25 protein-coding genes and 3 tRNA genes are annotated in these 25,647 nt (G+C 67.1%); 20 read left to right on the top strand and 8 right to left on the bottom strand.

The genetic code is table 11. The features are described from left to right. Nucleotides 1-523: 523 nt before the first annotated feature. The 3 genes from ACQVDU_RS07440 to ACQVDU_RS07430 form a co-directional block, all read right to left on the bottom strand. Nucleotides 524-596: transfer RNA gene (locus ACQVDU_RS07440), tRNA-Phe, on the bottom strand. A 69-nt stretch (nt 597-665) separates the two neighbouring features. Next, a tRNA-Asp gene (locus tag ACQVDU_RS07435) sits at nt 666-739 on the bottom strand. A 20-nt stretch (nt 740-759) separates the two neighbouring features. After that, nucleotides 760-832, bottom strand: a tRNA-Glu gene (locus ACQVDU_RS07430). A gap of 175 nt (nt 833-1,007) precedes the next feature. Between ACQVDU_RS07430 and ACQVDU_RS07425 the strand changes: the two genes are divergently transcribed. Both ACQVDU_RS07425 and ACQVDU_RS07420 read left to right on the top strand, forming a co-directional pair. Continuing rightward, on the top strand, nt 1,008-2,759 hold the full coding sequence (locus ACQVDU_RS07425) for a CocE/NonD family hydrolase (protein WP_443476713.1): 1,752 nt from the start codon (nt 1,008-1,010) through the stop codon (nt 2,757-2,759). Between the two features lie 93 nt (nt 2,760-2,852). After that, entirely contained in the window at nt 2,853-4,187 is a 1,335-nt protein-coding gene (locus ACQVDU_RS07420; protein WP_443476712.1) for a peptidoglycan DD-metalloendopeptidase family protein, read from the top strand. A gap of 76 nt (nt 4,188-4,263) precedes the next feature. Here the strand turns inward: ACQVDU_RS07420 and ppa are convergent, their stop codons facing one another. Then, nucleotides 4,264-4,818 carry an inorganic diphosphatase gene (gene ppa / locus ACQVDU_RS07415; protein WP_363497162.1) on the bottom strand — a complete coding sequence of 185 codons (555 nt, stop codon included), beginning with the start codon at nt 4,816-4,818 and terminating at the stop codon, nt 4,264-4,266. Nucleotides 4,819-4,987: 169 nt separating this feature from the next. Here ppa and tilS point away from each other — a divergent pair, with 169 nt between their 5' ends. The 12 genes from tilS to lysS all read left to right on the top strand — a co-directional run bounded on the left by tilS (nt 4,988) and on the right by lysS (nt 16,029). Beyond that, on the top strand, nt 4,988-5,983 hold the full coding sequence (gene tilS, locus ACQVDU_RS07410) for a tRNA lysidine(34) synthetase TilS (protein ID WP_443476711.1): 996 nt from the start codon (nt 4,988-4,990) through the stop codon (nt 5,981-5,983). Between the two features lie 22 nt (nt 5,984-6,005). Next, nucleotides 6,006-6,557, top strand: a complete 552-nt coding sequence (gene hpt / locus ACQVDU_RS07405; protein WP_443476710.1) for a hypoxanthine phosphoribosyltransferase — start codon at nt 6,006-6,008, stop codon at nt 6,555-6,557. 133 nt (nt 6,558-6,690) lie between these two features. After that, the gene (ftsH, locus tag ACQVDU_RS07400; protein ID WP_363497109.1) at nt 6,691-8,697 is read left to right on the top strand and encodes an ATP-dependent zinc metalloprotease FtsH; all 2,007 of its coding nucleotides are present in this window, start codon (nt 6,691-6,693) and stop codon (nt 8,695-8,697) included. 9 nt (nt 8,698-8,706) lie between these two features. Next, nucleotides 8,707-9,291 carry a GTP cyclohydrolase I gene (gene folE, locus ACQVDU_RS07395; protein WP_363497112.1) on the top strand — a complete coding sequence of 195 codons (585 nt, stop codon included), beginning with the start codon at nt 8,707-8,709 and terminating at the stop codon, nt 9,289-9,291. 1 nt (nt 9,292) lies between these two features. Then, nucleotides 9,293-10,198, top strand: coding sequence for a dihydropteroate synthase (gene folP, locus ACQVDU_RS07390; RefSeq protein ID WP_443476709.1), 906 nt, complete (start codon nt 9,293-9,295; stop codon nt 10,196-10,198). Then, nucleotides 10,182-10,562: a dihydroneopterin aldolase gene (folB, locus tag ACQVDU_RS07385; RefSeq protein ID WP_443476708.1), complete on the top strand. Its 381-nt coding sequence runs from the start codon at nt 10,182-10,184 to the stop codon at nt 10,560-10,562. Before folP ends, folB begins: the two co-directional genes overlap by 17 nt. Next, on the top strand, nt 10,559-11,092 hold the full coding sequence (gene folK / locus ACQVDU_RS07380; RefSeq protein WP_292713032.1) for a 2-amino-4-hydroxy-6-hydroxymethyldihydropteridine diphosphokinase: 534 nt from the start codon (nt 10,559-10,561) through the stop codon (nt 11,090-11,092). Before folB ends, folK begins: the two co-directional genes overlap by 4 nt. After that, nucleotides 11,089-11,580, top strand: coding sequence for a DUF3180 domain-containing protein (locus ACQVDU_RS07375; RefSeq protein ID WP_292713034.1), 492 nt, complete (start codon nt 11,089-11,091; stop codon nt 11,578-11,580). Before folK ends, ACQVDU_RS07375 begins: the two co-directional genes overlap by 4 nt. Then, nucleotides 11,528-12,139, top strand: coding sequence for a PH domain-containing protein (locus ACQVDU_RS07370; protein ID WP_443476707.1), 612 nt, complete (start codon nt 11,528-11,530; stop codon nt 12,137-12,139). Before ACQVDU_RS07375 ends, ACQVDU_RS07370 begins: the two co-directional genes overlap by 53 nt. Beyond that, nucleotides 12,136-13,704, top strand: coding sequence for a PH domain-containing protein (locus tag ACQVDU_RS07365; RefSeq protein WP_443476706.1), 1,569 nt, complete (start codon nt 12,136-12,138; stop codon nt 13,702-13,704). The genes ACQVDU_RS07370 and ACQVDU_RS07365 overlap by 4 nt, the downstream gene beginning before the upstream one ends. After that, a complete protein-coding gene (locus tag ACQVDU_RS07360; protein WP_443476705.1) occupies nt 13,701-14,396 on the top strand; it encodes a DUF2520 domain-containing protein in 696 nt (231 codons plus the stop codon). The genes ACQVDU_RS07365 and ACQVDU_RS07360 overlap by 4 nt, the downstream gene beginning before the upstream one ends. Nucleotides 14,397-14,469: 73 nt before the next feature. Next, entirely contained in the window at nt 14,470-16,029 is a 1,560-nt protein-coding gene (gene lysS / locus ACQVDU_RS07355) for a lysine--tRNA ligase (RefSeq protein WP_443476704.1), read from the top strand. Nucleotides 16,030-16,041: 12 nt separating this feature from the next. Here the strand turns inward: lysS and ACQVDU_RS07350 are convergent, their stop codons facing one another. Continuing rightward, a complete protein-coding gene (locus tag ACQVDU_RS07350) occupies nt 16,042-17,151 on the bottom strand; it encodes a DUF4192 domain-containing protein (protein ID WP_300591527.1) in 1,110 nt (369 codons plus the stop codon). A gap of 109 nt (nt 17,152-17,260) precedes the next feature. On the opposite strand from ACQVDU_RS07350, the gene ACQVDU_RS07345 reads away from it, so the two are divergent. The 4 genes from ACQVDU_RS07345 (at nt 17,261) to ACQVDU_RS07330 (ending at nt 20,871) form a co-directional block, all read left to right on the top strand. Continuing rightward, on the top strand, nt 17,261-17,449 hold the full coding sequence (locus tag ACQVDU_RS07345; RefSeq protein ID WP_300591526.1) for a hypothetical protein: 189 nt from the start codon (nt 17,261-17,263) through the stop codon (nt 17,447-17,449). A gap of 53 nt (nt 17,450-17,502) precedes the next feature. Further along, nucleotides 17,503-19,020, top strand: a complete 1,518-nt coding sequence (cls, locus tag ACQVDU_RS07340; protein WP_300591525.1) for a cardiolipin synthase — start codon at nt 17,503-17,505, stop codon at nt 19,018-19,020. A gap of 22 nt (nt 19,021-19,042) precedes the next feature. Then, a complete protein-coding gene (locus ACQVDU_RS07335; protein ID WP_300591524.1) occupies nt 19,043-19,738 on the top strand; it encodes a hypothetical protein in 696 nt (231 codons plus the stop codon). A gap of 563 nt (nt 19,739-20,301) precedes the next feature. Further along, nucleotides 20,302-20,871: a hypothetical protein gene (locus ACQVDU_RS07330; RefSeq protein ID WP_300591523.1), complete on the top strand. Its 570-nt coding sequence runs from the start codon at nt 20,302-20,304 to the stop codon at nt 20,869-20,871. 96 nt (nt 20,872-20,967) lie between these two features. Here ACQVDU_RS07330 and ACQVDU_RS07325 read toward each other — a convergent pair whose 3' ends face one another. Both ACQVDU_RS07325 and ACQVDU_RS07320 read right to left on the bottom strand, forming a co-directional pair. Further along, a complete protein-coding gene (locus ACQVDU_RS07325) occupies nt 20,968-21,213 on the bottom strand; it encodes a helix-turn-helix domain-containing protein (RefSeq protein WP_300591522.1) in 246 nt (81 codons plus the stop codon). Continuing rightward, nucleotides 21,210-21,821, bottom strand: coding sequence for a hypothetical protein (locus ACQVDU_RS07320; RefSeq protein WP_300591521.1), 612 nt, complete (start codon nt 21,819-21,821; stop codon nt 21,210-21,212). Before ACQVDU_RS07320 ends, ACQVDU_RS07325 begins: the two co-directional genes overlap by 4 nt. A gap of 260 nt (nt 21,822-22,081) precedes the next feature. On the opposite strand from ACQVDU_RS07320, the gene ACQVDU_RS07315 reads away from it, so the two are divergent. Next, on the top strand, nt 22,082-24,610 hold the full coding sequence (locus ACQVDU_RS07315; protein WP_300591520.1) for an ATP-dependent Clp protease ATP-binding subunit: 2,529 nt from the start codon (nt 22,082-22,084) through the stop codon (nt 24,608-24,610). Between the two features lie 57 nt (nt 24,611-24,667). On the opposite strand, the gene ACQVDU_RS07310 is transcribed toward ACQVDU_RS07315, so the two are convergent. Beyond that, complete coding sequence (locus ACQVDU_RS07310) at nt 24,668-24,925, bottom strand: hypothetical protein (RefSeq protein WP_300591519.1); 258 nt, start codon at nt 24,923-24,925, stop codon at nt 24,668-24,670. Nucleotides 24,926-25,107: 182 nt separating this feature from the next. On the opposite strand from ACQVDU_RS07310, the gene ACQVDU_RS07305 reads away from it, so the two are divergent. Further along, nucleotides 25,108-25,614 carry an amino-acid N-acetyltransferase gene (locus ACQVDU_RS07305; RefSeq protein WP_292732458.1) on the top strand — a complete coding sequence of 169 codons (507 nt, stop codon included), beginning with the start codon at nt 25,108-25,110 and terminating at the stop codon, nt 25,612-25,614. The last annotated feature ends 33 nt before the right edge of the window (nt 25,615-25,647 follow it).

The following is a 25,647-nucleotide window of genomic DNA, read 5'->3' as shown; positions in this document are numbered from 1 at the left end:
GACGACGCCACGGGTCGCTGACCACTATCAGGTCTCCTCCTCGGCGGAATCACGCGTCGAGTTGAATCTTGACTGGTCGTGGTCGTGAGCACCGCCTAAACTGGCGGGTTATGAAAAATGAGGATTCGGGCCGGGTGGTGGTCCTTGGCGGGATCGAGTATGACGTTGTCTTCGCATCCGAGGTCAGCGACAATCAGCGCATCGAACTGGGCTTACCGGCCCGCGGTACTGGCTGCTCATGCGAGTGCGCCTGCGACAACCAAGCCGACGCTGGGACCATCGAACGCCCGATGTGCGGATGCTGCCTCGCGGACTGCCCAGATGTTCACCCGGAAGGCGAAACTGACGGTCCACACGAGCCTCAACCGGCCCCAGACCGGCCCATCGGTCCGGCGAGAGTGACGATTCGGCATTCGCGTGAGGCAGTTCGTATCGCTCCGCTCGCGCAACGACAGAACAAAAACCGCCGCTGACCGGGCAAAATAAAAGACCCTCCTCCAGTAGAAGCCTGAAGAAGGGCCAGTGGCTCCGACGGGCGTCGATCCCGTGACCTCACGATTTTCAGTCGTGCGCTCTACCAACTGAGCTACAGAGCCGCACGGCAGCCTAAGTTGCCGCGTCCTATACGAAGAGCCCTTCCGAAAAAGGGCCCGTCGCTTTCGGAGCGACCCTGACGGGACTTGAACCCGCGACCTCCGCCGTGACAGGGCGGCACGCTAACCAACTGCGCTACAGGGCCATGCTTATTCAATTGTAGGGTGACCCCAACGGGATTCGAACCCGTGCTACCGCCGTGAAAGGGCGGCGTCCTAGGCCGCTAAACGATGGGGCCGGATGAACTCCAGCATCCTTCGAAAAGGACCCCGGGGGCTCACGCTTACCGACGGTCAAGCATACGCAATACCTGAGGGATCCGCCAATCGACGGTGCGACACACGGATGCCGACCTGCAGCCTCTCACGCGGTTCTACCCACGAGCCACCCGACCCGGCGGTAGCGTCGGGCCCGTGCCGGTGCCGCCCCCGCAGAGATTTCGCCACTCGCCCGCGTGGCTGCTCGGTCGCGTCGCGCGCCGCATCCGTCTGTTCGTGAAGCCCCGTGTGGATGTCGCTACCGACGAGCCGGACTGGATTCTCGAACGTGACATCCCGGTCACGATGCGCGACGGAACTCTGCTGCGCGTGAATGTGTTCCGGCCCCGTGGTGATGAGCCGGTGCCGGTCATCATGTCGGCGCACCCGTACGGGAAGGATGCCGTGCCGGCGCGCTCGCGCAGCCGCCGCGCACTGAATCCGCAGTACCGGATCATGCCGCAGCCCGACCGGGTCGGGATCTCGGCGTGGACCGGGTGGGAGGCGCCGGACCCTGCGTTCTGGGTGCCGCGCGGCTACGCCGTCGTGAACGCGGATGCCCGCGGCGGCGGTACGTCGGAAGGACAGGCCCATCTGTTCGAGGCACAGGAGGCCGACGACTACGAAGACCTCATCGCGTGGGCGGGGACCCAGCCGTGGTCGACCGGCAAGGTCGGCCTCGACGGGGTCTCGTACCTCGCGCTCTCGCAGTACGCGGTAGCGGCCCGGGCGCCCGAGCACCTTGCTGCGATCTGTCCGTGGGAGGGATTCAGCGACCTCTACCGCGACTTCGTCTGGCCCGGCGGCATCCGTGAGAACGGGTTCTCGGTGCTGTGGTCAACCCTGACCTCGCGCGCTGCTCGGGTCGCGCCCCCGCCGCTGCGGCGGGAGCTCGCGAGGCACACCACGCGCGACCAGTGGTACCGCGATCGCACCCCCGACATCGATCGCATCGGCGTCCCGATGCTGGTGTGCGCCAGCTTCTCAGATCACAACCTCCACACCCGCGGCTCGTTTGAGGTCTTCTGTCGCGCTGGCCGGGCGCTATCCGAGCGCCCCCGCCGCTGGCTCTACACCCACCGCGGCGGCAAATGGGCCACGTACTACAGCACGGATGCCGCCGGCATCCGTGCCCGCTTCTTCGACCACACCCTGCGGGAGCTCGACAACGGCTGGGACGCACTTCCCCCGGTGCGGCTGGCCGTCTACGAGCGCGGGCCCACGCCGGTCGCGGTCACCGCGGAGTCCGAGTGGCCACCGGCTGGTCTTCGGATTCAGCGACTGCACCTCGACGGGATGGACGGTTCACTCCACGATGATCTGCCCCCTGCATCAGTGCAGACCGGATTCGCGATGAACGGTCCGGGTCTCGAATGGGCGTGGCGCATCTCCGAAGACCTGGACGTCATCGGCCCGATGTCGGTGCGGCTGCACGTATCGGCGCGGGCCGCCGACGACCTGACCCTGTTCGTCGGCGTGCGCAAGGTAGCGGACGGTGCCGTCGTGCCGTTCGAGGGGTCGTACGGATTCGACCGGGCGTGGATGTCGTACGGATGGCAGCGGGTGAGTTACCGCGACCTCGATCCAGACCTCACAACTGACCTGCAGCCCGTCCACACCTTCGAGCAGCGAACACCGATTCGCCCCGGCGAGATCATCCCGGTCGACATCGAGGTGCGTGAGCACGCGACCCGGTTCCGGGCGGGCGAGGAGCTGAGACTCGTCATCCGCGGCCGCTGGGTCCACAGCCGCAACCCCGTCACGGGGAGTTTCCCGGCCGGATACGCGCGCCGTCGAGGCGGCACCGCGATCATCCACACCGGACCGGAGCATCCGTCATCGCTGCTGCTGGGACACCGGCCGCCGGCCGGATCGCCCGGGGAGCCATGGCTCTATGAGGCCTCGTGACCGGATGCCGACCCCCGACTTCCCTCGCGAAACCTGTTGTTTGTGTGACTGATGTTGTTAGTGTGAATACGTTCTGTGTGACAGGAGGAACCGGTGGAGCTCGAATCGAGCGCTGAGGAGTGCGGCTGCGCGCCGACACCCCGCGAGCGTCGCGCGCTCTCGCGCCGCTCCGCCCTGGGGATCGGAATCACCGGCGGACTTCTGCTGTTTGGCGGCGCCTCGGCCTTCAGCCTCGCACCGGCCTTCGCAGAGTCGTACCCCAGCTGGGATGACGTGCAGAACGCCAAGGCGAATGAGGCTGCCAAGTCCCGCGAGGTGACCCGGATCGAGGGCCTGATTCAGAGCCTGACCGCCGAGGTCGAGCGCACGCAAGCCGAAGCGCAGCGCCTCTCGGATGAGTTCTACGTCGCGCAGCAGGCCTACTTCGACGCCGCTAAGCGCGCCGATGACCTGCAGGCGCAGGCTGACGAGCAGGCAGCAGCAGCTGACGAGGCTGCGCAGAAGGCCGGGCGCGTCGCGGCACAGCTCTACCGGGATGGCGGCGATGACACCGCCATGCAGTTGTTCTTCTCGGGATCCGCGGTCGGGGCAGACGAACTGCTCGCGCGCCTCGGGACGATGGACAAGCTTCTCGAACGGAACCAGACGGTCTACGACGACGCGGTCAGGGCGCGGGATGCTGCGCAAAGCTACAGCGACCAGGCAGTTCAGGCCCGCAACGAGCGTGACAGGCTGCAGCAAGAGGCCGAGCAGAAGATGATCGCAGCCCAAGAGGCTGCCGCTGCAGCGCAGGTCGCTCTCGACAACCAGACCACTCACCTCGGCGATCTTCAGGCGCAGCTGGCCGCACTGAAGGACGAAACGGCGAAGACCGTCGCCGGCTACCAGGCCGGCGTGGAAGCCGAGCGCAAGGCTCGCGAGGAGCGGGAGCGCAAAGCCCGGGAAGAGGCTGAACGCATCGCGCGCGAGCAGGCGGCCAACGGCGGCGGCAACGGCGGGGCAGTAACGGGCGGCGGATGGGCACGCCCGTCATCCGGGTATGTGTCTTCGGGCTACGGATCACGCTCCAGCGTGTGCAACGCGAACTACTGCTCATCGAGCTTCCACTACGGCTATGACTTCGCTCCCGGATGCGGCGCTGCGATCTACGCCGCAGGTGCTGGCCGGGTCGTGTACGTCGGACGCAACGGTGGCTACGGCAACTACATCAAGATCGACCACGGCGGCGGCATCGGAACCGGCTACGCGCACATCGTGGACGGCGGATTCTGGGTGAGCTACGGGCAGTGGGTCGGCGCGGGCCAGGCGATTGCCGCCACGGGAAACACGGGCAACTCCTTCGGCTGCCACCTGCACTTCGAGACCTACGTGAACGGCGCCGCCGTCAACCCCTCCGGGTTCATGGCAGCCCGCGGCGTCTACTTCTAAGCCGAGTTCGGCGGCAGAAACACGAAGCCGCGGCATCCGTGACGGACACCGCGGCTCGTGTGATGATCTGGAACGCTCAGAGCGTGTTGGGCGCTTCGCCCTCACCCTGCGTGCGGGTCTCGCCCTCGTGCTCGTCGAAACGCACGACGGCCTCGGCGATCAGTCTCTCGGCCTCGGCGGCATCCGCCCAGTCGTCGACCTTGACCCACTTACCGGGCTCGAGGTCCTTGTAGTGCTCGAAGAAGTGCGCGATCTCTTTCTTCGTGTACTCGGGGATGTCGGCGACATCCTGGATGTGGTCCCACCGCGGGTCTTTCGCGAGGACCGCCACGACCTTGTCGTCGCCGCCTGCCTCGTCGCTCATCTTGAGCACGCCGACCGGGCGCACCTTGGCGAGGATGCCGGGGTAGAGGTCGCGGTCAAGCAGGATGAGGACGTCGAGCGGGTCGCCGTCTTCGCCCAGAGTGTTCTCGAAGAAGCCGTAGTTGGCGGGGTAGCCGAAGACGGTGTAGAGGATGCGGTCGAGGAAGACGCGGCCGGTGCCGTGGTCGACCTCGTACTTCACGCGGCTGCCACGCGGAATCTCGATGACGGCGTCGTACGCGCCCATGCTCTGTGCTCCTTTGTCGATGACGGATGCCGCCGACCAGCCTAGTGCGCCGGGTCCGCCTGCCCGAGCCCTCGCACTTGTCGCTAACTCCGCACGATCGGCGCTAAATCACACCTGGCCGGCCCGCCGAGCCGGCCCGGCGGCCGGATTTGCGGAGTTAGCAACGGTGGGCGGCCGGTAGCGTGGCGGCGTGGACGTTCGACCGGGTCTGGATCCGGCCGTCGCAGAGGTGCGGCGGCCGGTGCGGAGTGCCCTCGCGGGCCTCCCCGAGGGCTCGACGGTGATCGTGGCCCTGTCGGGTGGACCGGATTCCCTGGCCCTCGCGGCGGCAACGGCCTTTGAGGCGCCCAAGCGCGAGATTATCGGCGTCGCCGTCACCGTCGACCACGGTCTGCAGGACGGTTCGGCCGAGGTCGCCGCGACCGCGGCCGCGAAGGCCGAGGCTCTCGGACTCGCCGCCCGCGTCATCCGGGTCGACGTGCACCGGGGTGGCGGACCGGAGGCCGCAGCGCGCGAGGCGCGGTACGAGGCACTCGATGCCGTCGCGCGCGAGGTGGGCGCGGTAGCCATCCTCGTCGGCCACACCCTCGACGATCAGGCAGAGACCGTGCTGCTTGGGCTTGCCCGTGGGTCCGGCGCGACGAGCCTGCAGGGGATGGCCCCGGTAGCCGAGCGGGGCGACGGATGCCGCATCCTGCGCCCCCTGCTCGAGGTGAGGCGCGAAACGACGCGGGCTGCGTGCGCCGCTCAGGGCCTGGAGCCGTGGCTCGATCCCCACAACACCGACCCCCGCTTCACCCGCGTACGTGTGCGTGAGACCGCCTTGCCGACACTCGAGCGCGAGCTCGGCCCGGGCGTTGCGGAGGCGCTTGCGCGCACGGCGGCGCAACTGCGCGAGGACGCTGAAGCCTTCGACGAGATGATCGACGAGATCATCGAGGATGTCGTCGAGCACGCCGAAGCCGGCATCTCGCTCTCGGTCGGGGCGCTGGCCGCCAACCCGGCGGCGCTGCGGCATCGGCTCATCCGTCACGTTGTCGCCGCCGAGTTCGGGCAGAGCCTCACGCGCTCGCAGACCCTCGATGTCGCCCGGCTCGTGACCGACTGGCGCGGGCAGGGGCCGATCGATCTGCCCGGATGCCGCGCGGCCCGCATCAACGGCCGAATCGAGTTCACGGCGCGCTAGCGGTCCGCCTATGCTCAAAGGCATGCGTGCCGAGGAGGTCCAGTCCGACATCACCCGAGTGCTCGTGACGGAGGAGCAGATCCGCGCGAAGCTCGACGAGATCGCGGCGCAGGTGACAGCTGACTACGAGGGCAAAGAGCTCCTGCTCGTGGGGGTACTCAAGGGCGCTGTCATGGTCATGGCCGACTTCGCTCGTGCGCTGCCGACGCACGTGACGATGGACTGGATGGCCGTTTCCTCCTATGGCACCGGCACGCGCTCGAGCGGGGTCGTGCAGATCCGTAAGGACCTCGACACCGATCTGCACGACAAGCACGTGCTGATCGTCGAAGACATCATCGACTCCGGCCTCACCCTCAGCTGGCTGCTGACCAACTTCGCGTCGCGTGGCGCGGCATCCGTCGAGGTCTTCGCCCTGTTCCGCAAGCCGGATGCCGCCAAGGTCGAGGTGGATTGCCGGTACATCGGATTCGACATCCCGAACGAGTTCATCGTCGGCTACGGGCTCGACTACGCGGAGAAGTACCGGAACCTGCGCGACGTCGCGGTCCTGGCCCCTCACGTCTACAGCTGAGCGATTTCGGGGTACGCCGTGGGCGAATGCTCAGACGTGGCATAGCAAGCCCGCGATAGCCTGTCTGCACCGTTTCCGCGTTCCCGCGCGGATCGGCGCCTGATCGACGGAGGGACCGGGTTCGCCCCGAACCATGGATTTCAAGAAGCTCACACGCAACCCGCTGCTGTACGTCGCGCTCATCGCGGTGTTCCTCATCATCGGATTCACGCTCATGTCGAGCTTGGGCGGCGCCAAGCAGATCACGACCCAGCAGGGTCTTGACCTCCTGGCCGGCAACACGGTCACCGAGGTCGTGAACACAGACGGCGATCAGCGGGTCGACATGACGCTGTCGACGCCGTTTGAGGGTTCCACTGACGTCCAGTTCTATTACGTGACGGCGCGGGCTGAAGAGGTCGTGAACGCGATCGATGCGGCAAACCCGGCCGACGGCTACAACGACGTCGTGCCCCGGGCTACCTGGTTCGACGGCTTCCTCTCGCTCTTCCTCCCGATCCTGTTGCTGGGTGTGCTGTTCTGGTTCCTGCTCTCCTCTGCCCAGGGTGGTGGAAGCAAGGTCATGCAGTTCGGTCGCTCCCGCGCAAAGCTCGTCACGAAAGAGAGCCCGACCGTCACCTTCGACGATGTCGCCGGGTCAGATGAAGCGATCGAAGAACTGCAGGAGATCAAGGACTTCCTCAAGGAGCCCGCGAAGTTCCAGGCCGTCGGCGCGCGCATTCCCAAGGGCGTGCTGCTGTATGGCCCTCCTGGAACTGGCAAGACTCTCCTTGCGCGCGCTGTCGCGGGCGAGGCTGGCGTGCCCTTCTACTCGATCTCGGGTTCGGACTTCGTGGAGATGTTCGTCGGCGTCGGAGCGAGCCGTGTGCGCGACCTGTTCAACCAGGCAAAGGAAAATGCCCCCGCGATCATCTTCATTGACGAGATCGACGCTGTCGGCCGTCACCGTGGTGCCGGTATGGGTGGCGGACACGATGAGCGCGAGCAGACGCTGAACCAGATGCTTGTCGAGATGGACGGGTTCGACCCGAAGGCCAACGTCATTGTCATCGCGGCGACGAACCGCCCCGACATCCTGGACCCGGCGCTGCTGCGCCCCGGCCGTTTCGACCGTCAGATCGGTGTGGACGCCCCCGACCTCCAGGGCCGTAAGCGCATCCTCGAGGTGCATGGCCGTGGCAAGCCGCTCGCCGACGGCGTCGACCTCGAGGTCGTCGCCCGCAAGACCCCCGGTTTCACGGGCGCCGACCTCGCGAACGTTCTCAACGAGGCAGCCCTGCTGACGGCGCGCTCCAACGCGCAGCTGATCGACAACCGCGCCCTCGATGAGGCGATCGACCGTGTGCTCGCGGGTCCCCAGCGCCGCACGCGCATCATGAAGGACAAGGAGAAGCTCATCACGGCTTACCACGAGGGTGGGCACGCCCTTGCTGCGGCAGCGATGAACTACACCGACCCGGTCACCAAGATCACGATCCTGCCGCGAGGCCGCGCTCTCGGGTACACGATGGTCATGCCGCTGGATGACAAGTACTCGGTGACCCGCAACGAGCTGCAGGATCAGCTGACCTACTCGATGGGCGGCCGCGTCGCGGAAGAGATCGTGTTCCACGACCCGACGACTGGTGCATCCAACGACATCGAGAAGGCGACGAACATCGCCCGCAAGATGGTCACCGAGTACGGCATGACAACGGATGTCGGACCGGTCAAGCTCGGTCAGGGCTCGGGCGAGGTTTTCATGGGTCGCGACATGGGTCACGGTCGGGACTACTCCGAGCGCATCGCTGAACGGGTGGATGCCGAGGTGCGGGCCCTCATCGAGCAAGCCCACAACGAGGCCTACCAGGTCATCAACGACAACCGCGACATCCTCGACAAGCTCGCTCTTGAGCTCCTCGAGAAGGAGACGCTCGACCACCTCGAGATCGAGGAGATCTTCAAGGATGTCAAGAAGCTGCCCGAGCGCCCGCAGTGGCTCTCGAGTGAGCAGCGTCCGGTGTCGGTGCTGCCTCCGGTCGAGGTTCCGCGCCGCCCCGCGCCGGCGAGCGTTGCGGCCTCGACGGAGGCCGACTCGGGCTCTGCCGAGAAGGCGCCGCGTCGTCGGCCGACCGGGCAGGCGCGTCCCGCAACCGCGTAGGCTCGCCTGGTGGCCGTTGATCGTGAACGCGTCGCCGCACTGGTGCGCGAACTGCTCGAGGCGATCGGGGAAGACCCGGATCGCCCCGGTTTGAAGCTGACCCCCGAGCGGGTGGCGGATGCCTACTCCGAGTTCTTCGGCGGCATCGGCAAAGACCCGGCTGAGCCGCTCGCGCACACGATTTCGATCTCGCGGGGCCCGGCGCCTGAAACCCTGCCCTCCGGTGCGGTGATGCTGCGCGACATCCTGTTCCGCTCCGTGTGCGAGCATCACCTGCTGCCCTTCCGCGGGCACGCCCACATCGCGTACCTGCCGGGCGAAAAGGTGGTGGGCCTGGGCGCACTGCCCAAGGTCGTCGACGTACTCGCCGCGCGGCCGCAGGTGCAGGAGCGCCTTGCCGAACAGATCGCGGACACGATCTCCGACGCGCTCGATGCGCGAGGGGTGCTCGTCGTGCTGGATGCCACACACGAGTGCGTCACGATGCGCGGCGGCCGCCAGACCGACGCATCCACCGTCACGATTGCCGCTCGCGGAGCCTACGAAGAGCCAGTCGCGCGCGCCGAGCTGATCGCGCTCATCGGAGCGAGCTGACATGTCCACGCTCGTCATGGGGGTCGTCAACGTCACGACCGATTCGTTCAGCGACGGCGGCCGCTATCTCGACACGGGAGCGGCGATCTCGCACGGTCTGGCGTTGTGGGCTGCCGGGGCCGACATTCTCGATGTCGGCGGCGAGTCGACCCGCCCCGGTGCCGAACGGGTGGACCCCTCGATCGAACGCGACAGGGTGGTGCCCGTCATCCGTGCCCTCGCCCAGCGCGGCGCCTGGATCAGCATCGACACCATGAACGCGTCGACCGCCGTCGCCGCTGTCGACTCGGGCGCAAGGATCGTCAACGACGTCTCGGGGGGACTCGCGGATGCCGCGATGCTGCCCGCCGTCGCTGAGACTGACGCCGAGATCATCCTCGGGCATTGGCGTGGGCACTCGCGGGAGATGTATGCGCCAGCGCAGTACGCACACGTCGCCGCCGAGGTTGCAGCTGAACTCGCCGAGCGGGTTGCTGCGGCCCGCGCGGCGGGCATCGCTCCCGACCGGATCATCGTCGACCCCGGCATCGGCTTCGGCAAGCGCCCCGAGCAGAACTGGGAAGTCCTGCGGGCGCTTCCCGACCTCGTCGCGGCCGGCCAGCGCGTGCTGCTGGGCACGAGTCGCAAGCGGTTTCTGGCTGAGGCATTGGCCGAGGCATCCATCGACGCCGAGCGTCGGTTCGCGCAGCGTACCGGAGCCGCAGCAGCGCGGGCCGGTGACGAGGACTCGTCAACCGACACGGTCGGCACCGTCACCGAAGCGCGCCGCGATGGCGCGACGGCTGTCACGAGTGCCCTCGCTGCACGCGCCGGCATCTGGGGAGTGCGGGTCCACGACGTCGCGGCTACGCGCGACGCCCTGCGGATCGCGGAGCTGTGGGGAGGTTCGGATGTCGCAGCTCGATGAGATCCGGCTTGATGGGCTTCGCGTCTTCGGCAACCACGGTGTCTTCGACCATGAACGCGAGAACGGTCAGGACTTCGTCATCGACCTCGCCCTGACCGTGCGCGCCGAGCGCGCCGCCCAGACAGATGACGTTGCCGACACCGTCCACTACGGCGAGGTCGCCGACGCTGTCGCGGACATTGTCGCCGGTGACCCGGTCAACCTCATCGAGACGCTCGCTGAGCGGATCGCCGCTCGTGTGCTCGCGTTCCCCGGTGTTCTCGCGGTGCGGGTCACGGTGCACAAGCCGCAGGCTCCCATCCAGCAGCAGTTCACGGATGTCTCGGTGACGATCACGCGCAACCGTGCGGAGGGCGGAGCGTGAGCCGCCGCCTGGCCGAAGGCTTCGACGGGGCCGCCCACCCGGATGCCGCTCCCGCCGTGGACGCGGTCATCGCGCTCGGGGCGAACCTCGGCGATCGGCGCGAGACACTCGCGGCGGCTGCCACGGCGCTGGAGCACCTGCCGCTGGTGTCGGCGGTGCGGATGTCGGAGCCGATGGAGTCGGTCGCGGTCACCCTCGCCGGCCCCGATCCGGACGCACCCGGCTATCTCAACGCCGTCGCCATCGTCACGACGCGCCTGGCCCCGACGGTGCTGCTGAGCTACCTTCACGCCATCGAGGACCAGCACGGACGCGTGCGTCGTGAACGGTGGGGCGATCGCACGCTGGATCTGGATCTCATCGCCTACGGCGACGTGGTCTGCGACACCCCGACGCTGACGCTCCCCCACCCTCGCGCGGCTGAGCGCGACTTCGTGCTCGCGCCGTGGCTGAGCATCGACCCGGATGCCTCCGTTGTCGGCGCCGGGCGGGTTGCCGACCTCCTCAAGCGCCTCGGGGATGCCCCGTGAGGCGCACCGGCCCCGGCATCCTGATCGCGACCGCCGCCGTCGCGCTGGCCGGCGGGTTCCTCGTGAACCAACTGCTCACCGCGACAGGACACGCGACCTTCACGCCACTGATCACGCTTCCGGTTCTGCTCATCGCGCTGGGGGCCATCGTGGTCGTTCTTGCGATCCCGGTGTGGCGCGCATCCCGCGGACACACGCGCGCGCCGATCAACCCGTTCCGGGCCTTGCGCATCGCGATGCTCGCGAAGGCTTCCAGTCTGCTCGGCGCGGCATCCGTGGGCTTCTCCGGTGGATTGGTGGTTTTCCTCCTGACCCGACCCGTCGTCCCGCCGTTAGGCTCGATGGCGACCCAGTTGGCAACGCTCGTCGCCGGGCTTCTGCTGGTGGCGGCTGGGCTCGTGGCCGAGCATCTGTGCACGATCCGGAAGGATGACGATGACGAACAGCCCGGAGGCGTCGACCCCGGCTTCGGAGCCCACAGCCACTGACCCATCCGCGGCGGAGGGCGCCGAGATTTCCGCGCTCGATGAGGGCACCTTCTCACGGATTCTCGAGCCGCGCTCCGCCAACCGGCTTCCGATCGGCGACGGCACCTGGCATCAGCTCGCCCGGCAGTACGTCTGGGTGCAACTCATCTCGTCGGGCATCCTTTTCCTTCTCGTTCTCGCTGCCGCACTCGCGATCTGGCTGATCGTCGGGGTGGGGTGGGTCTGGATTCCCGCGGGGATCGTGCTGGTGATCCTCGCGATCACGCTTGCTGTCACGCCACGCCAGGCTCGGGCCTACGGCTATCAGCTGCGCGAAGACGACCTGGTCTTTCGCAAGGGGATCCTCTGGCAACGGGTCGTCGCTGTGCCCTACGGGCGCATGCAGCTCGTCGATATCACGCACGGTCCACTCGATCGCGGGTTCGGGATCGCGCAGCTCAAGCTCGTGACCGCGGCAGCCACGACCGGGGTCGCGATTCCCGGCATCCGGCAGGACGCCGCCGAGCAGCTGCGTGACACGCTCATCGCAGTAGCCGAGACCCGCCGGACCGGCCTGTGACCGACGCCACCCCCGCCACGCCTCCCAGCCCGCCGCCCGCCGCGGAGGTGCGCTCGCCGCTCAGTGACGGCGAATGGCATCGGATGCATCCCCTGACGCCGCTGTTTCGCGGTGGGCTGGTGTTGGTGATCGTCGCCGGCGTCATCATCGCGAACCTGCGTGATCGGCTCATCGCGATCTTCCTACCGTGGCTCGCTCCCGGTTTCGAGGGAGAGTCGATCCCCGGCGACCCCGTCGACTATGTCGTCTCGCACAACCTGATTCTGGTCGCGACCCTGGTCGTGCTGGCCGTCGTGATCGTCCTTGTGGGCCTGTTCTACCTCGGCTGGCGCTTCCACAGTTTCCGCATCACGGATGACGACGTCGAGGTGCGCTCGGGTGTCGTCTTTCGGTCGCACCGCCGCGCACCGCTTGACCGGGTGCAGGGCGTGAACCTCACCCGCCCGACCGTTGCGCGACTGTTCGGTCTGGCCAAGCTCGAGGTCGTGGGCGCGGGCCTGGACGCGAACGTCAAGCTCGAATACCTGTCGACGGCGAACGCGGAGGCGATTCGCGGTGACATCCTGCGGCTCGCATCGGGGCGCCAGCTGGGCGAGCGGGGCGAGGCGCAGCGGCGCGCCACGGCATCCGAGACCGTGTCGGCAGGGATCACCGGCCTGATCGCGGGGGCAGAGGCGCCCGTTGCCGAGCCCGAGTCGGTCGTGTCGATCCCCGTCGGACGCCTGGTCGCTTCCCAAACCCTGTCGGGCACCACGATCTTTCTGGTCGCGGCGATCGCTGCGATCGTGACCGGGGCGGTCACGACGACCGGGTGGGTGCTGTTCGCCGTGGTTCCGGCGGTCCTCGGCTTCGGTGCTTACTGGATCCGCTCGATCACCCGGTCGCTGCGCTACTCGATAGCCCCGACCCCGAGCGGCGTGCGAATCACCTACGGTCTGCTCACGACGATCACCGAGATCATCCCGCCGGGTCGTATCCACGCCGTCGAGGTGACCCAGCCGTTGATGTGGCGCCCGTTCGGTTGGTGGGCGATTCGTATCAACCGGCTCTCGGGTCGCAGCATGAGCGACGGCGCCAACGACCAGTTCGGCACCGTGCTGCCGGTGGGCAACCGCGCCGATGTCGAGCGGGTGCTGCGGCTCATCCTGCCGACGATCGACCAGGCTGACTGGCCCATGATCGTCGACAACGGTGCCCTCGGTCCCGTGGGCGACGACCCGTACACAACCACGCCGAAGCGCGCGCGGCTGCTTCGACCGCTCTCCTGGCGCCGCAACGGATACTGGCTCGGAACTGACGCGTTGTTCCTGCGTCGGGGCCGGATCTGGCGCACTCTCGCCGTCGTACCGCTGGCACGGATGCAGAGCCTCGAGGTGAGCCAGGGTCCTGTGGATCGCGCGCTTCGAGTTGCGAACATCCGCGCACACACGGTCATCGGTCGCGTGTCGGGCAGCCTCGGCATCCTCGACCGGGATGACGCGCTGCGCCTGTTCAGTGACGGCGAGCGCGCCGCCATCGGCGCCGTCGCGACCGACCGCTCGCACCGCTGGGCGGGGGCGGAGTGAGCGACAGGCTGCGCGTCGGGATCGTCGGCGCAGGCAGGGTCGGTCCTGTCATCGGTGCGGCACTCGCGGGAGCGGGGCACGCCATCGTCTCGATCACGAGCGGCTCGGACGACGACCGCGTCGCCGCGATCCTTCCGGGCGTCCCCCTCCGGGACCCGCAGGATGTCGTGCGGGAGAGCCAGCTCGTCGTGATCGCCGTTCCGCACGATCAGCTCGAGGGACTCGTGACCGGACTCGCCGAACTCGACGCCTGGCAGCCGGGTCAACTCGTCGTGCACACCGATCCGGCGTTCGGGACCGGCGTCCTCGCTCCGGCGCTGGCGCGCGGCGTGATTCCGCTGGCGATTCATCCGGCGATTGCGTTCACCGGCACCTCCATAGACCTGCGCACCCTTGTCGGAGCGTACGCGGCTGTCACTGCGCCAGCGCCCGTCCTGCCGATCGCGCAGGCGCTCGCGGTCGAACTCGGTTGCGAGCCCGTGATCATCGCCGAGAGCGACCGAGCCGCCTACGCCGAGGGGGTGACGACCGCCACCGACTTCTCGCGCTCGATCATCCGTCAGGCCACCGACCTGCTGCGTTCGGCCGGCGTCGCCGAGCCGGGGCGCTATCTCGCGGCGCTCATGCATACGACCGTCGACCACGCGCTCGTCGAGGCGGGAACCGACGACATCCGCCCACCCGTGGACTGAGCCCGAGCGACCGCCAACGGACTCCCAACGGCCCGCCGATAGACTGGGCGACGATTTTCAAGGAGCCCCCCTCATGACCGACACGCCTGCCGCCGTGCCCGCGGACGCCGCCCCCGAAGCATCCGACGAGGACGTCTTCGAGCAGAAGGCGGTGCGGCTGGCAAAGCGCGAGCGGCTGCTGGCCGAGCGCACGGATGCCGCGGGCGGCGCCTATCCGGTGAGTGTGCCGGTGACCGCAACCGTCGCTGAGGTTCGCGAACGCTTCGCCCATCTTGAGGCAGGTGACGAGACGGGCGAGACCGTGTCGGTTGCGGGTCGGGTCGTCTTCAGCCGTAACACCGGGAAGCTGTGCTTTGCCGCGCTCCAGGCGGGCGACGGCAGCCGCATCCAGGCGATGGTTTCGCTTGCCGCCGTGGGTGAGGAATCGCTGCAGCGGTGGAAGGAACTCGTCGACCTGGGCGACCACGTCGCCGTGACGGGTGAGGTGATCTCGAGCCGCCGGGGTGAGCTGTCGATCATGGTGGCCGAGTGGACGATCGCCGCGAAGGCGCTGCTGCCCCTGCCGAACCTGTACGCGGAACTGAGCGAAGAGAGCCGCGTCCGCAGCCGCTACCTCGACCTCATCGCCCGCGATCAGGCGCGCCAGACGGTGCTTGCCCGCGCTGGCGTCAACCGGAGCCTGCGCGACACATTCGCCGCTCACGGCTTCGTCGAAGTCGAGACCCCGATGCTGCAGGTGCAGCACGGTGGGGCGTCAGCTCGGCCCTTCGTCACCCACTCGAACGCGTTCGACACCGAGCTGTACCTGCGGATCGCGCCTGAGCTGTTCCTCAAGCGCGCCGTGGTCGGCGGCATCGACCGCGTCTTCGAGATCAACCGCAACTTCCGCAACGAGGGAGCGGACTCGACCCATAGCCCCGAGTTCGCGATGCTCGAGGCCTACCAGGCCTACAGTGACTACAACGGGATCGCCGACCTCACGCAAGAGCTCATCCAGAACGCCGCGATCGCCGTCACCGGCTCGACCGAGGTCACCTGGGCCGACGGGACCGTCTATGACCTCGGCGGTCAGTGGGATCGGTTGTCGATGTACGACTCGCTCAACGACGCGCTCGCCGCCGCCTGGGAGGGCACGGATGCTGCCCCTCGCGTCGACGCCGCGACTCCCCTTGCCGATCTCACCGCGATCGCCGAGCGCTTCGGGGTCGACGTGCCCTCGCATCCGATTCCCGGAAAGCTCGTCGAAGAGCTCTGGGAGCACTTCGTCAAGCCGACGCTCGTGCGTCCGACGTTCGTCATGGACTTCCCCCTCGACACGAGCCCGCTCGTGCGCGAACACCGATCCATCCCCGGTGTCGTCGAGAAGTGGGACCTCTACGTCCGCGGCTTCGAGTTGGCCACCGGATACTCCGAGCTGGTCGATCCCGTCATCCAGCGTCAGCGCTTCGAAGAGCAGGCCAAGCTTGCCGCGCGCGGTGACGACGAGGCGATGCGGATCGATGAGGAGTTCCTGCGCGCTCTCGAGCACGGGATGCCGCCTACCGGTGGCATGGGGATGGGGATCGACCGGCTGCTCATGGCGATCACGGGTCTCGGCATCCGCGAAACCATCCTCTTCCCGCTTGTGAAATAGTCCGGCGCGCGGTTACCGCCCCGGTTCATCCAGCCGGAACGCCCAGTCGGGCAGGTGGCCGGCCCCTACGAACGACCGCACGATCTCAGCGAGTCCATGTTCGGGCTCGATCGCCGTCGCCTGCTGGGCGAAGAGGTCGGCGTGCGTCGACCTGCCGAGTGCCCACGAGAACCACGCGGCAACCGCAAGCGGGCCTGGACGCCGAGATGCGGGAACGGCGCTGGCGACAAGGCGCGCGAGCAGCAGGGCGCGGCCCAGTCGCTCAGGTGACGGCCTCGCGCCCTCGCCCCACAGCCGCATCGCGATCTCGCTCGGGTACTCGTCCCCGTCTTCCCAGCGAGCCTGCGCATTGGCCGCCTCGTCTCCGGCATCGATCCCGTCGATCCAGCAGATAAGGGCGATGTCGCGCAGCGACGGCCTCCCCAGTGCCCACGCCACAGCGGCGATCTCAAACGGGTCGAGAGTCGCGGCATCCTCGCTCAAGAGCCGTTCAACGAACGCCGGAAGGTCATCGAGAAGGCATGCCGCCGCGAAGGCGCGGGGATCGATCCGCGCAGCATCGGCCTGTGGAGTGTCCGCGTCCGAGAGCACCAGTGCCCGGATGGCCGCATCGAGCGCCGTGCACGCACTCTCGACCGCGTCCGATCGTGCGGCATCGAGCGGGACCAGATCGGCGCCGGCGAACTGATTCGCTTCTGGCTCCGCGACATCCCCGAGGCCCGAGGGCAGATCATCCGCTGACGGAACCGAACCCGCGTCCGACGTCGCATACGAACCCCACCGCCGGTCGGCTACCCACAGGGCCTCGACGATCACCACACCGCACGCCTCGGCTCGACGCTCGATCCCCTCGACGAGGGCGCGGGCCGGGGCATCCGTCTCGCCGTAGACGACGATCGCGCAGCCGTCGGCCTCGGGTACCCGGCACACGAGCCCCATCATGGTCGCCGCGATCTCATCGGCGCGGTCGTCGTCGGGCGGGAGGTCGAGGCGCAGGGCGCCGCGACTGCGTCCACGCCGGAACGGCACCAGAACGACACTGCGCTGCGGAACGAACCCGAGGAGGCGAGGAACGACGGTCAGGAACTCGGCGGGTGAGGTCGCATGGATGATCGGAGTCATGGGAATGAGCATGCGAGCGGCGCCGCGTTGCGTTGCAGGATCACCGGCAGGACGGGGATAGGTGAGGCTCGGGGCAACCTGGGGAGAGGGGGCCGCGTATCCTGGAGGCGTGGACAACTTCTGGGTGGCAGCGCTGTGGGCGATCCTGCCGACCATCGTTGTAGTGACGCTCTTCTTCTGGGTCCTGCGCAGCATCATCCGTGCCGATCGCAACGAGCGCCGCGAGTATGCGCGCATCGAAGCCGAGGAACGCGCGGCGCGTGGGCTTCCGCCGGCGCCCGCTGCAACCGAGCAATAGCCCGAGTTCCCACTACGCTGGCGTCAGACCGTCACAGCGGAGGGAGCTGACGCATGGTGCTTGCAGGACTTGTGCCGTTGACGTCCGGCGGAGATGTCGATGTGACAGTCGACCTCCCCGACATCGCGTTCTGGTGGCTCCTCGCGCTCTTCCTGTTCGACCTCAGCATCCGTATCGCGGCGATCATCGTGATCCCGCGCAATCGCCGCCCCACCTCGGCGATGGCGTGGTTGCTTGCCATCTACTTCATCCCGATCGTCGGTGTGTTGCTGTTCCTGCTCATCGGGAACCCGCGACTGCCTCGAAAGAAGCGCCAGCAGCAGGAGCAGATCAATACCGCATTGCGGGAGAACGGTGAGAGCATCGCGGTCGGGACGCTCCGACCCGGTGCGCCGGCCTGGTTCACGGGGCTTGTCGATCTGAACACGAACCTCGGAGCGATGCCGCTCACCGGTGACAACCAAGCCACCCTTATCTCGGAGTATCAGGCGAGCCTGGATGCTATGGCCGATGCCATTCGCGGCGCCCAGAGCTACGTGCACGTCGAGTTCTACATCCTGCAAACCGACGCATCGACCGACAACTTTTTCGCAGCCCTCGAGGAGGTCGCTGCGCGCGGCGTCACCGTTCGTGTGCTGCTGGATCACTGGGCCAACCGCGGCAAGCCGTTCTACAAGAAGACGCTGCGGCGGCTCGATCGCATGGGTGCCGCGTGGCATTTGATGCTGCCCGTGCAACCGCTCAAGGGTAAGTGGCAGCGACCCGACCTGCGAAACCACCGCAAACTCCTGGTCGTCGATGGCAAGGTCGCCTTCGTCGGGTCACAGAACGTCACCGACTCGACCTACAACCTGAAGAAGAACATCAAGCGAGGCCTGCACTGGGTCGACCTCATGGCGCGGGTCGAAGGCCCGGTCGTCTCGTCGATCGACGTCGTTTTCCTCTCGGACTGGTACAGCGAGACCGGAGAGATCCTCACCGACCAGATCGATCTGTCATCCGTCCCTGACTCGGGCGGCAACCTCGACTGCCAGATCGTCCCGTCCGGTCCCGGTTTCGAGTACCAGAACAACCTCAAGCTGTTCATGGGACTCCTATTCGCGGCGCGCGAGAAGATCATTGTCGTCAGCCCCTACTTCGTGCCCGAAGAGTCGCTGCTGCTCTCGCTCGTCACCGCCTGCCAGCGCGGCATCCACGTCGAACTGTTCGTCTCGGAAGAGGGCGATCAGGCGATGGTGTACCACGCCCAGCGCAGCTATTACGAAGCCCTCCTCCGTGCAGGCGTGAAGATCTGGATGTACAAGAAGCCCTTCATCCTGCATTCGAAGAGCCTCACGATCGACGACGATGTCGCCGTCATCGGCTCGAGCAACATGGACATGCGCTCCTTCGGCCTCAACATGGAGATCTCGATGATGGTGCGCGGCGAGGAATTCGTCGCCGATATGCGCCGCGTTGAGGCCGAATACCGATCCCTCAGCCGCGAACTCACCCTCGAGGAATGGTTGAAGCAACCACTCAGGTCCACGGTGTTGGATAATCTCGCCCGGCTCACTTCTGCACTCCAGTAGCAGCGCCGCACCAAGGAGCCTCATGAAACGCCGTGTCCTTGCATCCCTCGTCCTCGGCGCGGTTGCCGCGCTCGGCCTCACCGGGTGCCTCAGCAGTTCCGATGCCCCCGCCGGGCAGGAGACCGACGTGAACGCCGCCTGGCTCGACGACGGCCGAATCATCGCGCTCGTGACCACCGGATCCAGCAGCTGCGTGCCCGTTGCCGAGAGCGCCGAGATCAATCAGGACGGCGCGCTCGCTGTCGAGCTCTCTCTGCCGGATGCCGACCAGCCCTGTACCGCGGACCTCGCACCGCGCGCGACGCTCGTGCAGGTGCCCGAGGGGGTCGACCCGTCCCAGGACCTCGTGATCTGGGCTACCGGCGAGGGCTACTACGGCGATGTGACACTTCCTGGAGTCTCAGGCCTCGCCGGCCCGGGTGGTTCGACGGACTACGAACCGACCGCGGGATGGACTCAGCAGCAGGGCCAGTTTGTCATCCTCACCTGGGGGTCGTCGAGCTGCGTGCCGGTCGTCGAGACGAGTGAGGTCACCGCGGAAGCCGAGGTGACGGTCACGTTCCAGGAGCCGCCGGCAAACCAGGCGTGCACGATGGACATGGCGCCGCGCACGAACTTCGGCTTCGCCGACGGTCTGTCGGGCGTTTCCGACGTTCAGCTCGTGCTGAGCGGCGACTCCCTCGACAGCACGATCCCGATCTACGGCACCAGCGACTGACCCCCGCGCCCCCGTGGGCGGCATCCGTTCGCGCCCTCCCCACGGTTCCGCTGTCACAGATTGTCGTGTTCAGGCGTCGGCGCGTGCATTCTGTGACAGTCGAAGCCGCGTGGATGCTTGTGGATAGGCCATCGACTGCTCACAGATGACCGCCGCGGGGTTTGTGAGGCGACACGGTGGTGCAGCCTTTCGGCATGGGGCTCATCGAAATTCCAGCAGCCTTGGGTCGAACGTTCTCCGTCGAGGACGCGCGCAAGCACGGACTTAGGGCTTCGCGACTCCGGTCTACGGACCTGGATCGGCCCTTCTACGGTGTCCGAAGTCTCCCGCACGCGAGTGAACCCGATGGCGATCCCGCGGCCCTGATCCGAGAGAACGCCGAGTGCTTTGCGACCCGGATGGGAGAGCATGAGTTCTTTAGCCATCTCACGAGCGCTGCGTTGTGGAGTCTGCCGCTGCCACCGCGAGCCATGCGCCAAACATGCGTTGATGTTGGCGTGCTGGCGCCTCGACGGCTTCCCCGAGGACAGGGCGTTTCCGGCCACCAGCTCCGCTCTTCACTCGTGACCGTTGTCGAGCACCCAGCGAATCGGATGCGTCTCCTGGATGCCGCGAGCACCTGGACGTCGCTGGCGGCGAGTCTCCACCCCTACGACCTGGTGGCACTCGGCGATGCGATCGTTCGGGACTGGCGTCTGGCTCACGGAGGCTCACCGCTCGCCACGGTTGCGGACCTGGAAGCGCTCGTCGTTGCGGGGCGTCGGGTTGGTGTCGGCGCGTTGCGTGCTGCGTTGCCGAGGATCCGCTCCCGATCGGCTTCTCGGACCGAGACATGGCTCCGGCTGACTCTCGTGGATGGAGGTTTGCCGGAGCCAGAGCTCAACGCCCGTGTCAGCCTCACCGCCCAGCGCGATGTCGCGCTCGACCTCGCTTTTCTTCACGAGCGGGTGGGAATTGAGTACGAGGGCGACCACCACCGGGTCGAGGCGGCTCAGTGGCACGCCGACCTAGAACGCTACGAACTCCTCGCCGACGAGGGCTGGCGGATCATCCGGGTGACACGTCGGGATCTGTTCGTCACGCCTCGCGCCCTGATCGCGCGAGTCCGCGCCGCCCTGAGCGCGACTTCCTGATTCAGGTACGGGGTTCGACTGTCACAGAGTGCGGTCTGCGAGCCAGTCCGGCTGCGATCTGTGACAGCGGAGCGGGGGTGGAGACGACGCGGATGCCTAGTCCGAGCCGTCGGCGCGGACGAGGAGGTCACCGACCTCGCAATCCAGCGCGTGGCAGATCGCCGACAGTGTCGAGTACCGGATCGCGCGAGCGCGATCGTTCTTGAGGATCGAGAGGTTCACTATCGAGACGCCGACAAGCTCCGACAACCGCGTGAGCGTCATCCCGCGTTCGGTGAGCAACTCATCGAGGCGACAGTGGATGCCGCTCGGTCCGTCGTCTTCGGCTTCGGCGGGGCTCACACCAGTCCCTCGGTGTCACGCTGCATCCGGCGCATCGCCTGGAACACGTAGCCGAGGGCGAGGACGGCGAACCCGACGAGGGGAATGGTGAACCCCCACCCGTCGATTCCGAACCCCACCAGCAGGATGCCGCCCAGGGCATCGTTGGTCGTATGCGCAGCCTCCATCGATCCAAACCCCTGCGCAGCGGTCCCCAGCAGTGGCCCGAGAGCGAGGGCGAATCCGGCCGCGAGCGTGAACCGATACAGCGTGACCGGGAAGCGCATGCCCGAGGCGATGGCCCACAGCAGCCAGGCCGCCGCCGCGCCCACGATCAGTGCCGTCACGGCGAAGGCGACGTTTCCCGCCGCCATCAGTAGCCGCGCCGACTGCGCGAAGTCGGCGGTCACGGATGCCGATTCCACCGAGGCTGCAGTCACCCCGGCATCCGGCGTGATGGGTAACGGGGCTTCGGCAAGGAGAGTGAGGGTGATGTCCGGAGAGAAGAGGACTGCGAACGCCCGCGCAAGCTGACCCGCGCACAGAACGAGTGCCATGAGGGCTGCCAGTACCGCGATCGTCCGGATAGTGCCCCGGTCGACGCGGCCGGGTTGGGTGTCCTGTGACATGATGGGCAGACTCCTTATCGTTCTTCGTTAATAACGATAAACGATATGCTGCTCCCGTCAAGTAGCGGCCTCTCACCGCCCGTGCACCTGCGGGCCGGTCGGGATTGCGGCGAGGCCGGATCGCCAGCCCGCGCGAGAAGGAGGATGCGGTATGCCCCTGGCGAACACGGGCATAGCGTTCCCGCTCCGTCGTTACTCTCGATGTACGACGCCAGCAGTGGGTCAGCATCCAGCGACTCACCGGCCGAAGGAGTAAGCGGATGTTCGAGAGATTCACCGACCGTGCCCGTCGCGTGGTTGTGCTCGCCCAAGAAGAGGCGAAGATGCTCAACCACAACTACATCGGCACCGAGCACATCCTCCTGGGTCTGATCCACGAGGGTGAGGGCGTTGCTGCCAAGGCGCTCGAGTCGCTCGGTATTTCGTTGGATGCCGTTCGCGAGCAGGTGCAAGACATCATCGGCCAGGGCCAGCAGCAGCCGACGGGCCACATCCCGTTCACGCCGCGCGCCAAGAAGGTCCTTGAGCTGTCGCTGCGCGAGGCGCTGCAGCTCGGCCACAACTACATCGGCACCGAGCACATCCTGCTTGGCCTCATCCGCGAGGGCGAGGGCGTTGCCGCTCAGGTGCTCGTCAAGCTCGGCGCTGACCTCAACAAGGTGCGCCAGCAGGTCATCCAGTTGCTTTCGGGTTACCAGGGCAAGGAGCCCGCGGGTGTCGCCACGGGCGCTGGCGAGCAGGCCCAGGGAACGGCTCAGGGCGGATCGCAGGTGCTCGACCAGTTCGGTCGCAACCTCACGCAGGCCGCGCGCGACAACAAGCTCGACCCCGTCATCGGGCGCGAGAAAGAGATCGAGCGGGTCATGCAGATCCTGTCGCGCCGCTCCAAGAACAACCCCGTGTTGATCGGTGAGCCCGGCGTCGGCAAGACCGCCGTCGTCGAGGGCCTCGCGCAGGCGATCGTGAAGGGCGATGTCCCCGAGACGCTGAAGGACAAGCAGCTCTACTCGCTGGACCTCGGCTCGCTCATCGCCGGATCCCGCTACCGCGGCGACTTCGAGGAGCGCCTGAAGAAGGTCACGAAGGAGATCCGCACCCGCGGCGACATCATCGTGTTCATCGACGAGATCCACACGCTCGTCGGGGCCGGTGCTGCCGAGGGTGCGATCGACGCGGCATCCATTCTGAAGCCTCTGCTCGCGCGCGGTGAGCTGCAGACCATCGGTGCCACGACGCTGGATGAGTACCGCAAGCACTTCGAGAAGGATGCTGCGCTCGAGCGCCGCTTCCAGCCGATCCAGGTTGCCGAGCCGAGCCTGCCCCACGCGATCAACATCCTGAAGGGGCTGCGCGACCGCTACGAAGCGCACCACAAGGTGCAGATCACCGATGGCGCGATTGTCGCGGCCGCGAACCTCGCCGACCGCTACATCAGCGACCGGTTCCTGCCCGACAAGGCCATCGACCTGATCGATGAGGCTGGAGCACGCCTGCGCCTGAGCATCCTGTCGAGCCCGCCGGAGCTTCGCGAATTCGACGAGAAGATCGCGAAGGTCCGCGAGCAGAAGGAAGCTGCATCCGAGGACCAGGACTTCGAGAAGGCTGCATCCTTGCGCGACGAGGAGAAGAGCCTGCTCGCCGAGCGGCTGCGTCTTGAGAAGCAGTGGCGTTCGGGTGAGGTTTCGTCGCCCGCCGTCGTCGACGAGGGCCTGATCGCCGAGGTGCTCGCCCAGGCGACCGGCATCCCCGTCTTCAAGCTCACCGAGGAGGAGTCGAGCCGCCTCGTCTTCATGGAGAAGGCGCTGCACCAGCGCGTCATCGGCCAGGAAGAGGCGATCGCCGCTCTATCCAAGACGATCCGTCGTCAGCGGGCGGGGCTGAAGGACCCGAAGCGTCCGAGCGGCTCGTTCATCTTCGCCGGTCCGACCGGTGTCGGAAAGACGGAGCTCGCCAAGGCACTCGCCGAGTTCCTGTTCGACGATGAAGGTGCCCTGATCTCGCTCGACATGAGTGAGTTCGGCGAGAAGCACACCGTTTCGCGTCTGTTCGGTGCCCCTCCCGGATTCGTCGGCTTCGAAGAGGGCGGCCAGCTCACCGAGAAGGTGCGTCGCAAGCCGTTCTCGGTCGTGCTGTTCGACGAGATCGAGAAGGCCCACCCCGACATCTTCAACTCGCTCCTGCAGATCCTCGAAGAGGGCCGGTTGACCGATGGTCAGGGACGCGTTGTGGACTTCAAGAACACCGTCATCATCATGACCACGAACCTCGGTTCGCAGGCGATCGCCGGCGGCCCGGTCGGGTTCCAGGTCGAGGGTGACACCTCGACGTCGTACGAGCGGATGAAGGGCAAGGTGAACGAGGAGCTCAAGCGCCACTTCAAGCCCGAGTTCCTGAACCGCGTCGATGACATCATCGTGTTCCCCCAGCTCGACAAGGACGAACTGCGCCAGATCGTGGATCTGTTCACGAAGCGCCTCGGCGAGCGGCTCCTTGACCGCGACATGACGATCGAGCTGTCGCTGGCCGCGAAGGACCGCCTCATCGAGGTCGGGTTCGACCCGGCCCTCGGTGCTCGCCCGCTGCGTCGCGCGATGCAGCACGAGATCGAGGACCAGCTGAGCGAGAAGATCCTGCACGGCGAACTGAACCCCGGTGACCACGTGAAGGTGGATGCCGAGAACGGCCAGTTCCTGTTCGAGCACGGCCCCCGCGGTGAGAAGGTCGCGGTCGGTGTGATCTCGGGCGGCGACATCTCGATCACGCCTGACCTGGCGATCACCTCGGACTGATCCCGGCGCAAGCTGAGGGGGACGGATGCTTCGGCATCCGTCCCCCTCGTCGTTCGCTCAAGCCGCCAGGGAAGGCGCGAGGAGCGCCGCTACCGCTGTGTCGAGGACGATCGACTGCCGCACCTCGACCGCATGGTCGTACCGGGGGCCGGCGAGGGCGACATAGACGCCGCCGACGATGTCGATGTAACCCACGATCCGATCGGCTCGGTGCACTTCGTACGTGGTGGGGCCGATGAGAACGACCGATTCGACCGGCGGCGCGCTGGCGCGGGGCGGGGCAGCGGGCGTGGGCGTGGATGTCGTGGGGACCATGGTGGATCCTCCCGTTGAAGGGAACTGCTCCTGAAGGGTCCACCCGCACCGGGCGAAACGGTGGGGGCTTGACATCACCGCGCGATCGGTGGTGCTACCTCGATCATCCGCCGCGCCGGTCAGTCAGGGAAGGGGGTGCGCCTGGCAGATTCCTTGGAGAGTTCGCGCTCTAGGCTGGGGGGATGACCGAATTCAGCGTCCGACCGGCACGAACGGCGGACGTTCGCGCGATCCAGGCTCTCCTCGAACCCTGGGTGCAGCGACGAGTTCTCCTGGGCAAAGACCTCGTGGTGCTGTTCGAGTCGGTGCAGCAGTTCACCGTTGCCGAGGATGCCGATGGCCGACTTATCGGGTGTGGTGCGCTGCACGTCATGTGGGACGACCTCGGCGAGATCCGCACTCTCATCGTCGCTGACGAGTGGCTGCATCACGGCGTCGGCCGAGCGATCGTCGACCGTCTGGAAGAGAACGCGCGTGCGCTCGGGCTGCGACGCCTGTTCTGCCTGACCTTCGAGGTGGAGTTCTTCTCGGCCCGTGGTTTCGAGGTGATCGGCGAGCAGGTCGTCGACCCGGACGTGTACTCACAGCTCATCCGCTCGCCTGACGAGGGTGTCGCCGAGTTCCTGGACCTCGCCCATGTGAAGCCCAACACCCTTGGCAACACGCGGATGCTGAAGACCTTCGACTGAGGCGCGCCGATCCGGCGTCGCGCGGCCCCGCGC

The organism is Microbacterium sp. F2, assembly GCF_052274505.1.
Classification (GTDB): Bacteria; Actinomycetota; Actinomycetes; order Actinomycetales; family Microbacteriaceae; genus Microbacterium.
Note: the sequence above shows the minus strand (reverse complement) of the source record. Positions and strands in the feature narration are given on the sequence as shown.

Coding starts and splice junctions, on each gene's coding strand:
- hpt (WP_443476710.1), top strand. CDS start 6,006: ATGCGTGCCGAGGAGGTCCAGTCCGACATCACCCGAGTGCTCGTGACG.
- ftsH (WP_363497109.1), top strand. CDS start 6,691: ATGGATTTCAAGAAGCTCACACGCAACCCGCTGCTGTACGTCGCGCTC.
- folP (WP_443476709.1), top strand. CDS start 9,293: ATGTCCACGCTCGTCATGGGGGTCGTCAACGTCACGACCGATTCGTTC.
- folB (WP_443476708.1), top strand. CDS start 10,182: ATGTCGCAGCTCGATGAGATCCGGCTTGATGGGCTTCGCGTCTTCGGC.
- ACQVDU_RS07370 (WP_443476707.1), top strand. CDS start 11,528: ATGACGAACAGCCCGGAGGCGTCGACCCCGGCTTCGGAGCCCACAGCC.
- lysS (WP_443476704.1), top strand. CDS start 14,470: ATGACCGACACGCCTGCCGCCGTGCCCGCGGACGCCGCCCCCGAAGCA.
- ACQVDU_RS07350 (WP_300591527.1), bottom strand. CDS start 17,151: ATGACTCCGATCATCCATGCGACCTCACCCGCCGAGTTCCTGACCGTC.
- cls (WP_300591525.1), top strand. CDS start 17,503: ATGGTGCTTGCAGGACTTGTGCCGTTGACGTCCGGCGGAGATGTCGAT.
- ACQVDU_RS07335 (WP_300591524.1), top strand. CDS start 19,043: ATGAAACGCCGTGTCCTTGCATCCCTCGTCCTCGGCGCGGTTGCCGCG.
- ACQVDU_RS07320 (WP_300591521.1), bottom strand. CDS start 21,821: ATGTCACAGGACACCCAACCCGGCCGCGTCGACCGGGGCACTATCCGG.
- ACQVDU_RS07315 (WP_300591520.1), top strand. CDS start 22,082: ATGTTCGAGAGATTCACCGACCGTGCCCGTCGCGTGGTTGTGCTCGCC.
- ACQVDU_RS07310 (WP_300591519.1), bottom strand. CDS start 24,925: ATGGTCCCCACGACATCCACGCCCACGCCCGCTGCCCCGCCCCGCGCC.
- ACQVDU_RS07305 (WP_292732458.1), top strand. CDS start 25,108: ATGACCGAATTCAGCGTCCGACCGGCACGAACGGCGGACGTTCGCGCG.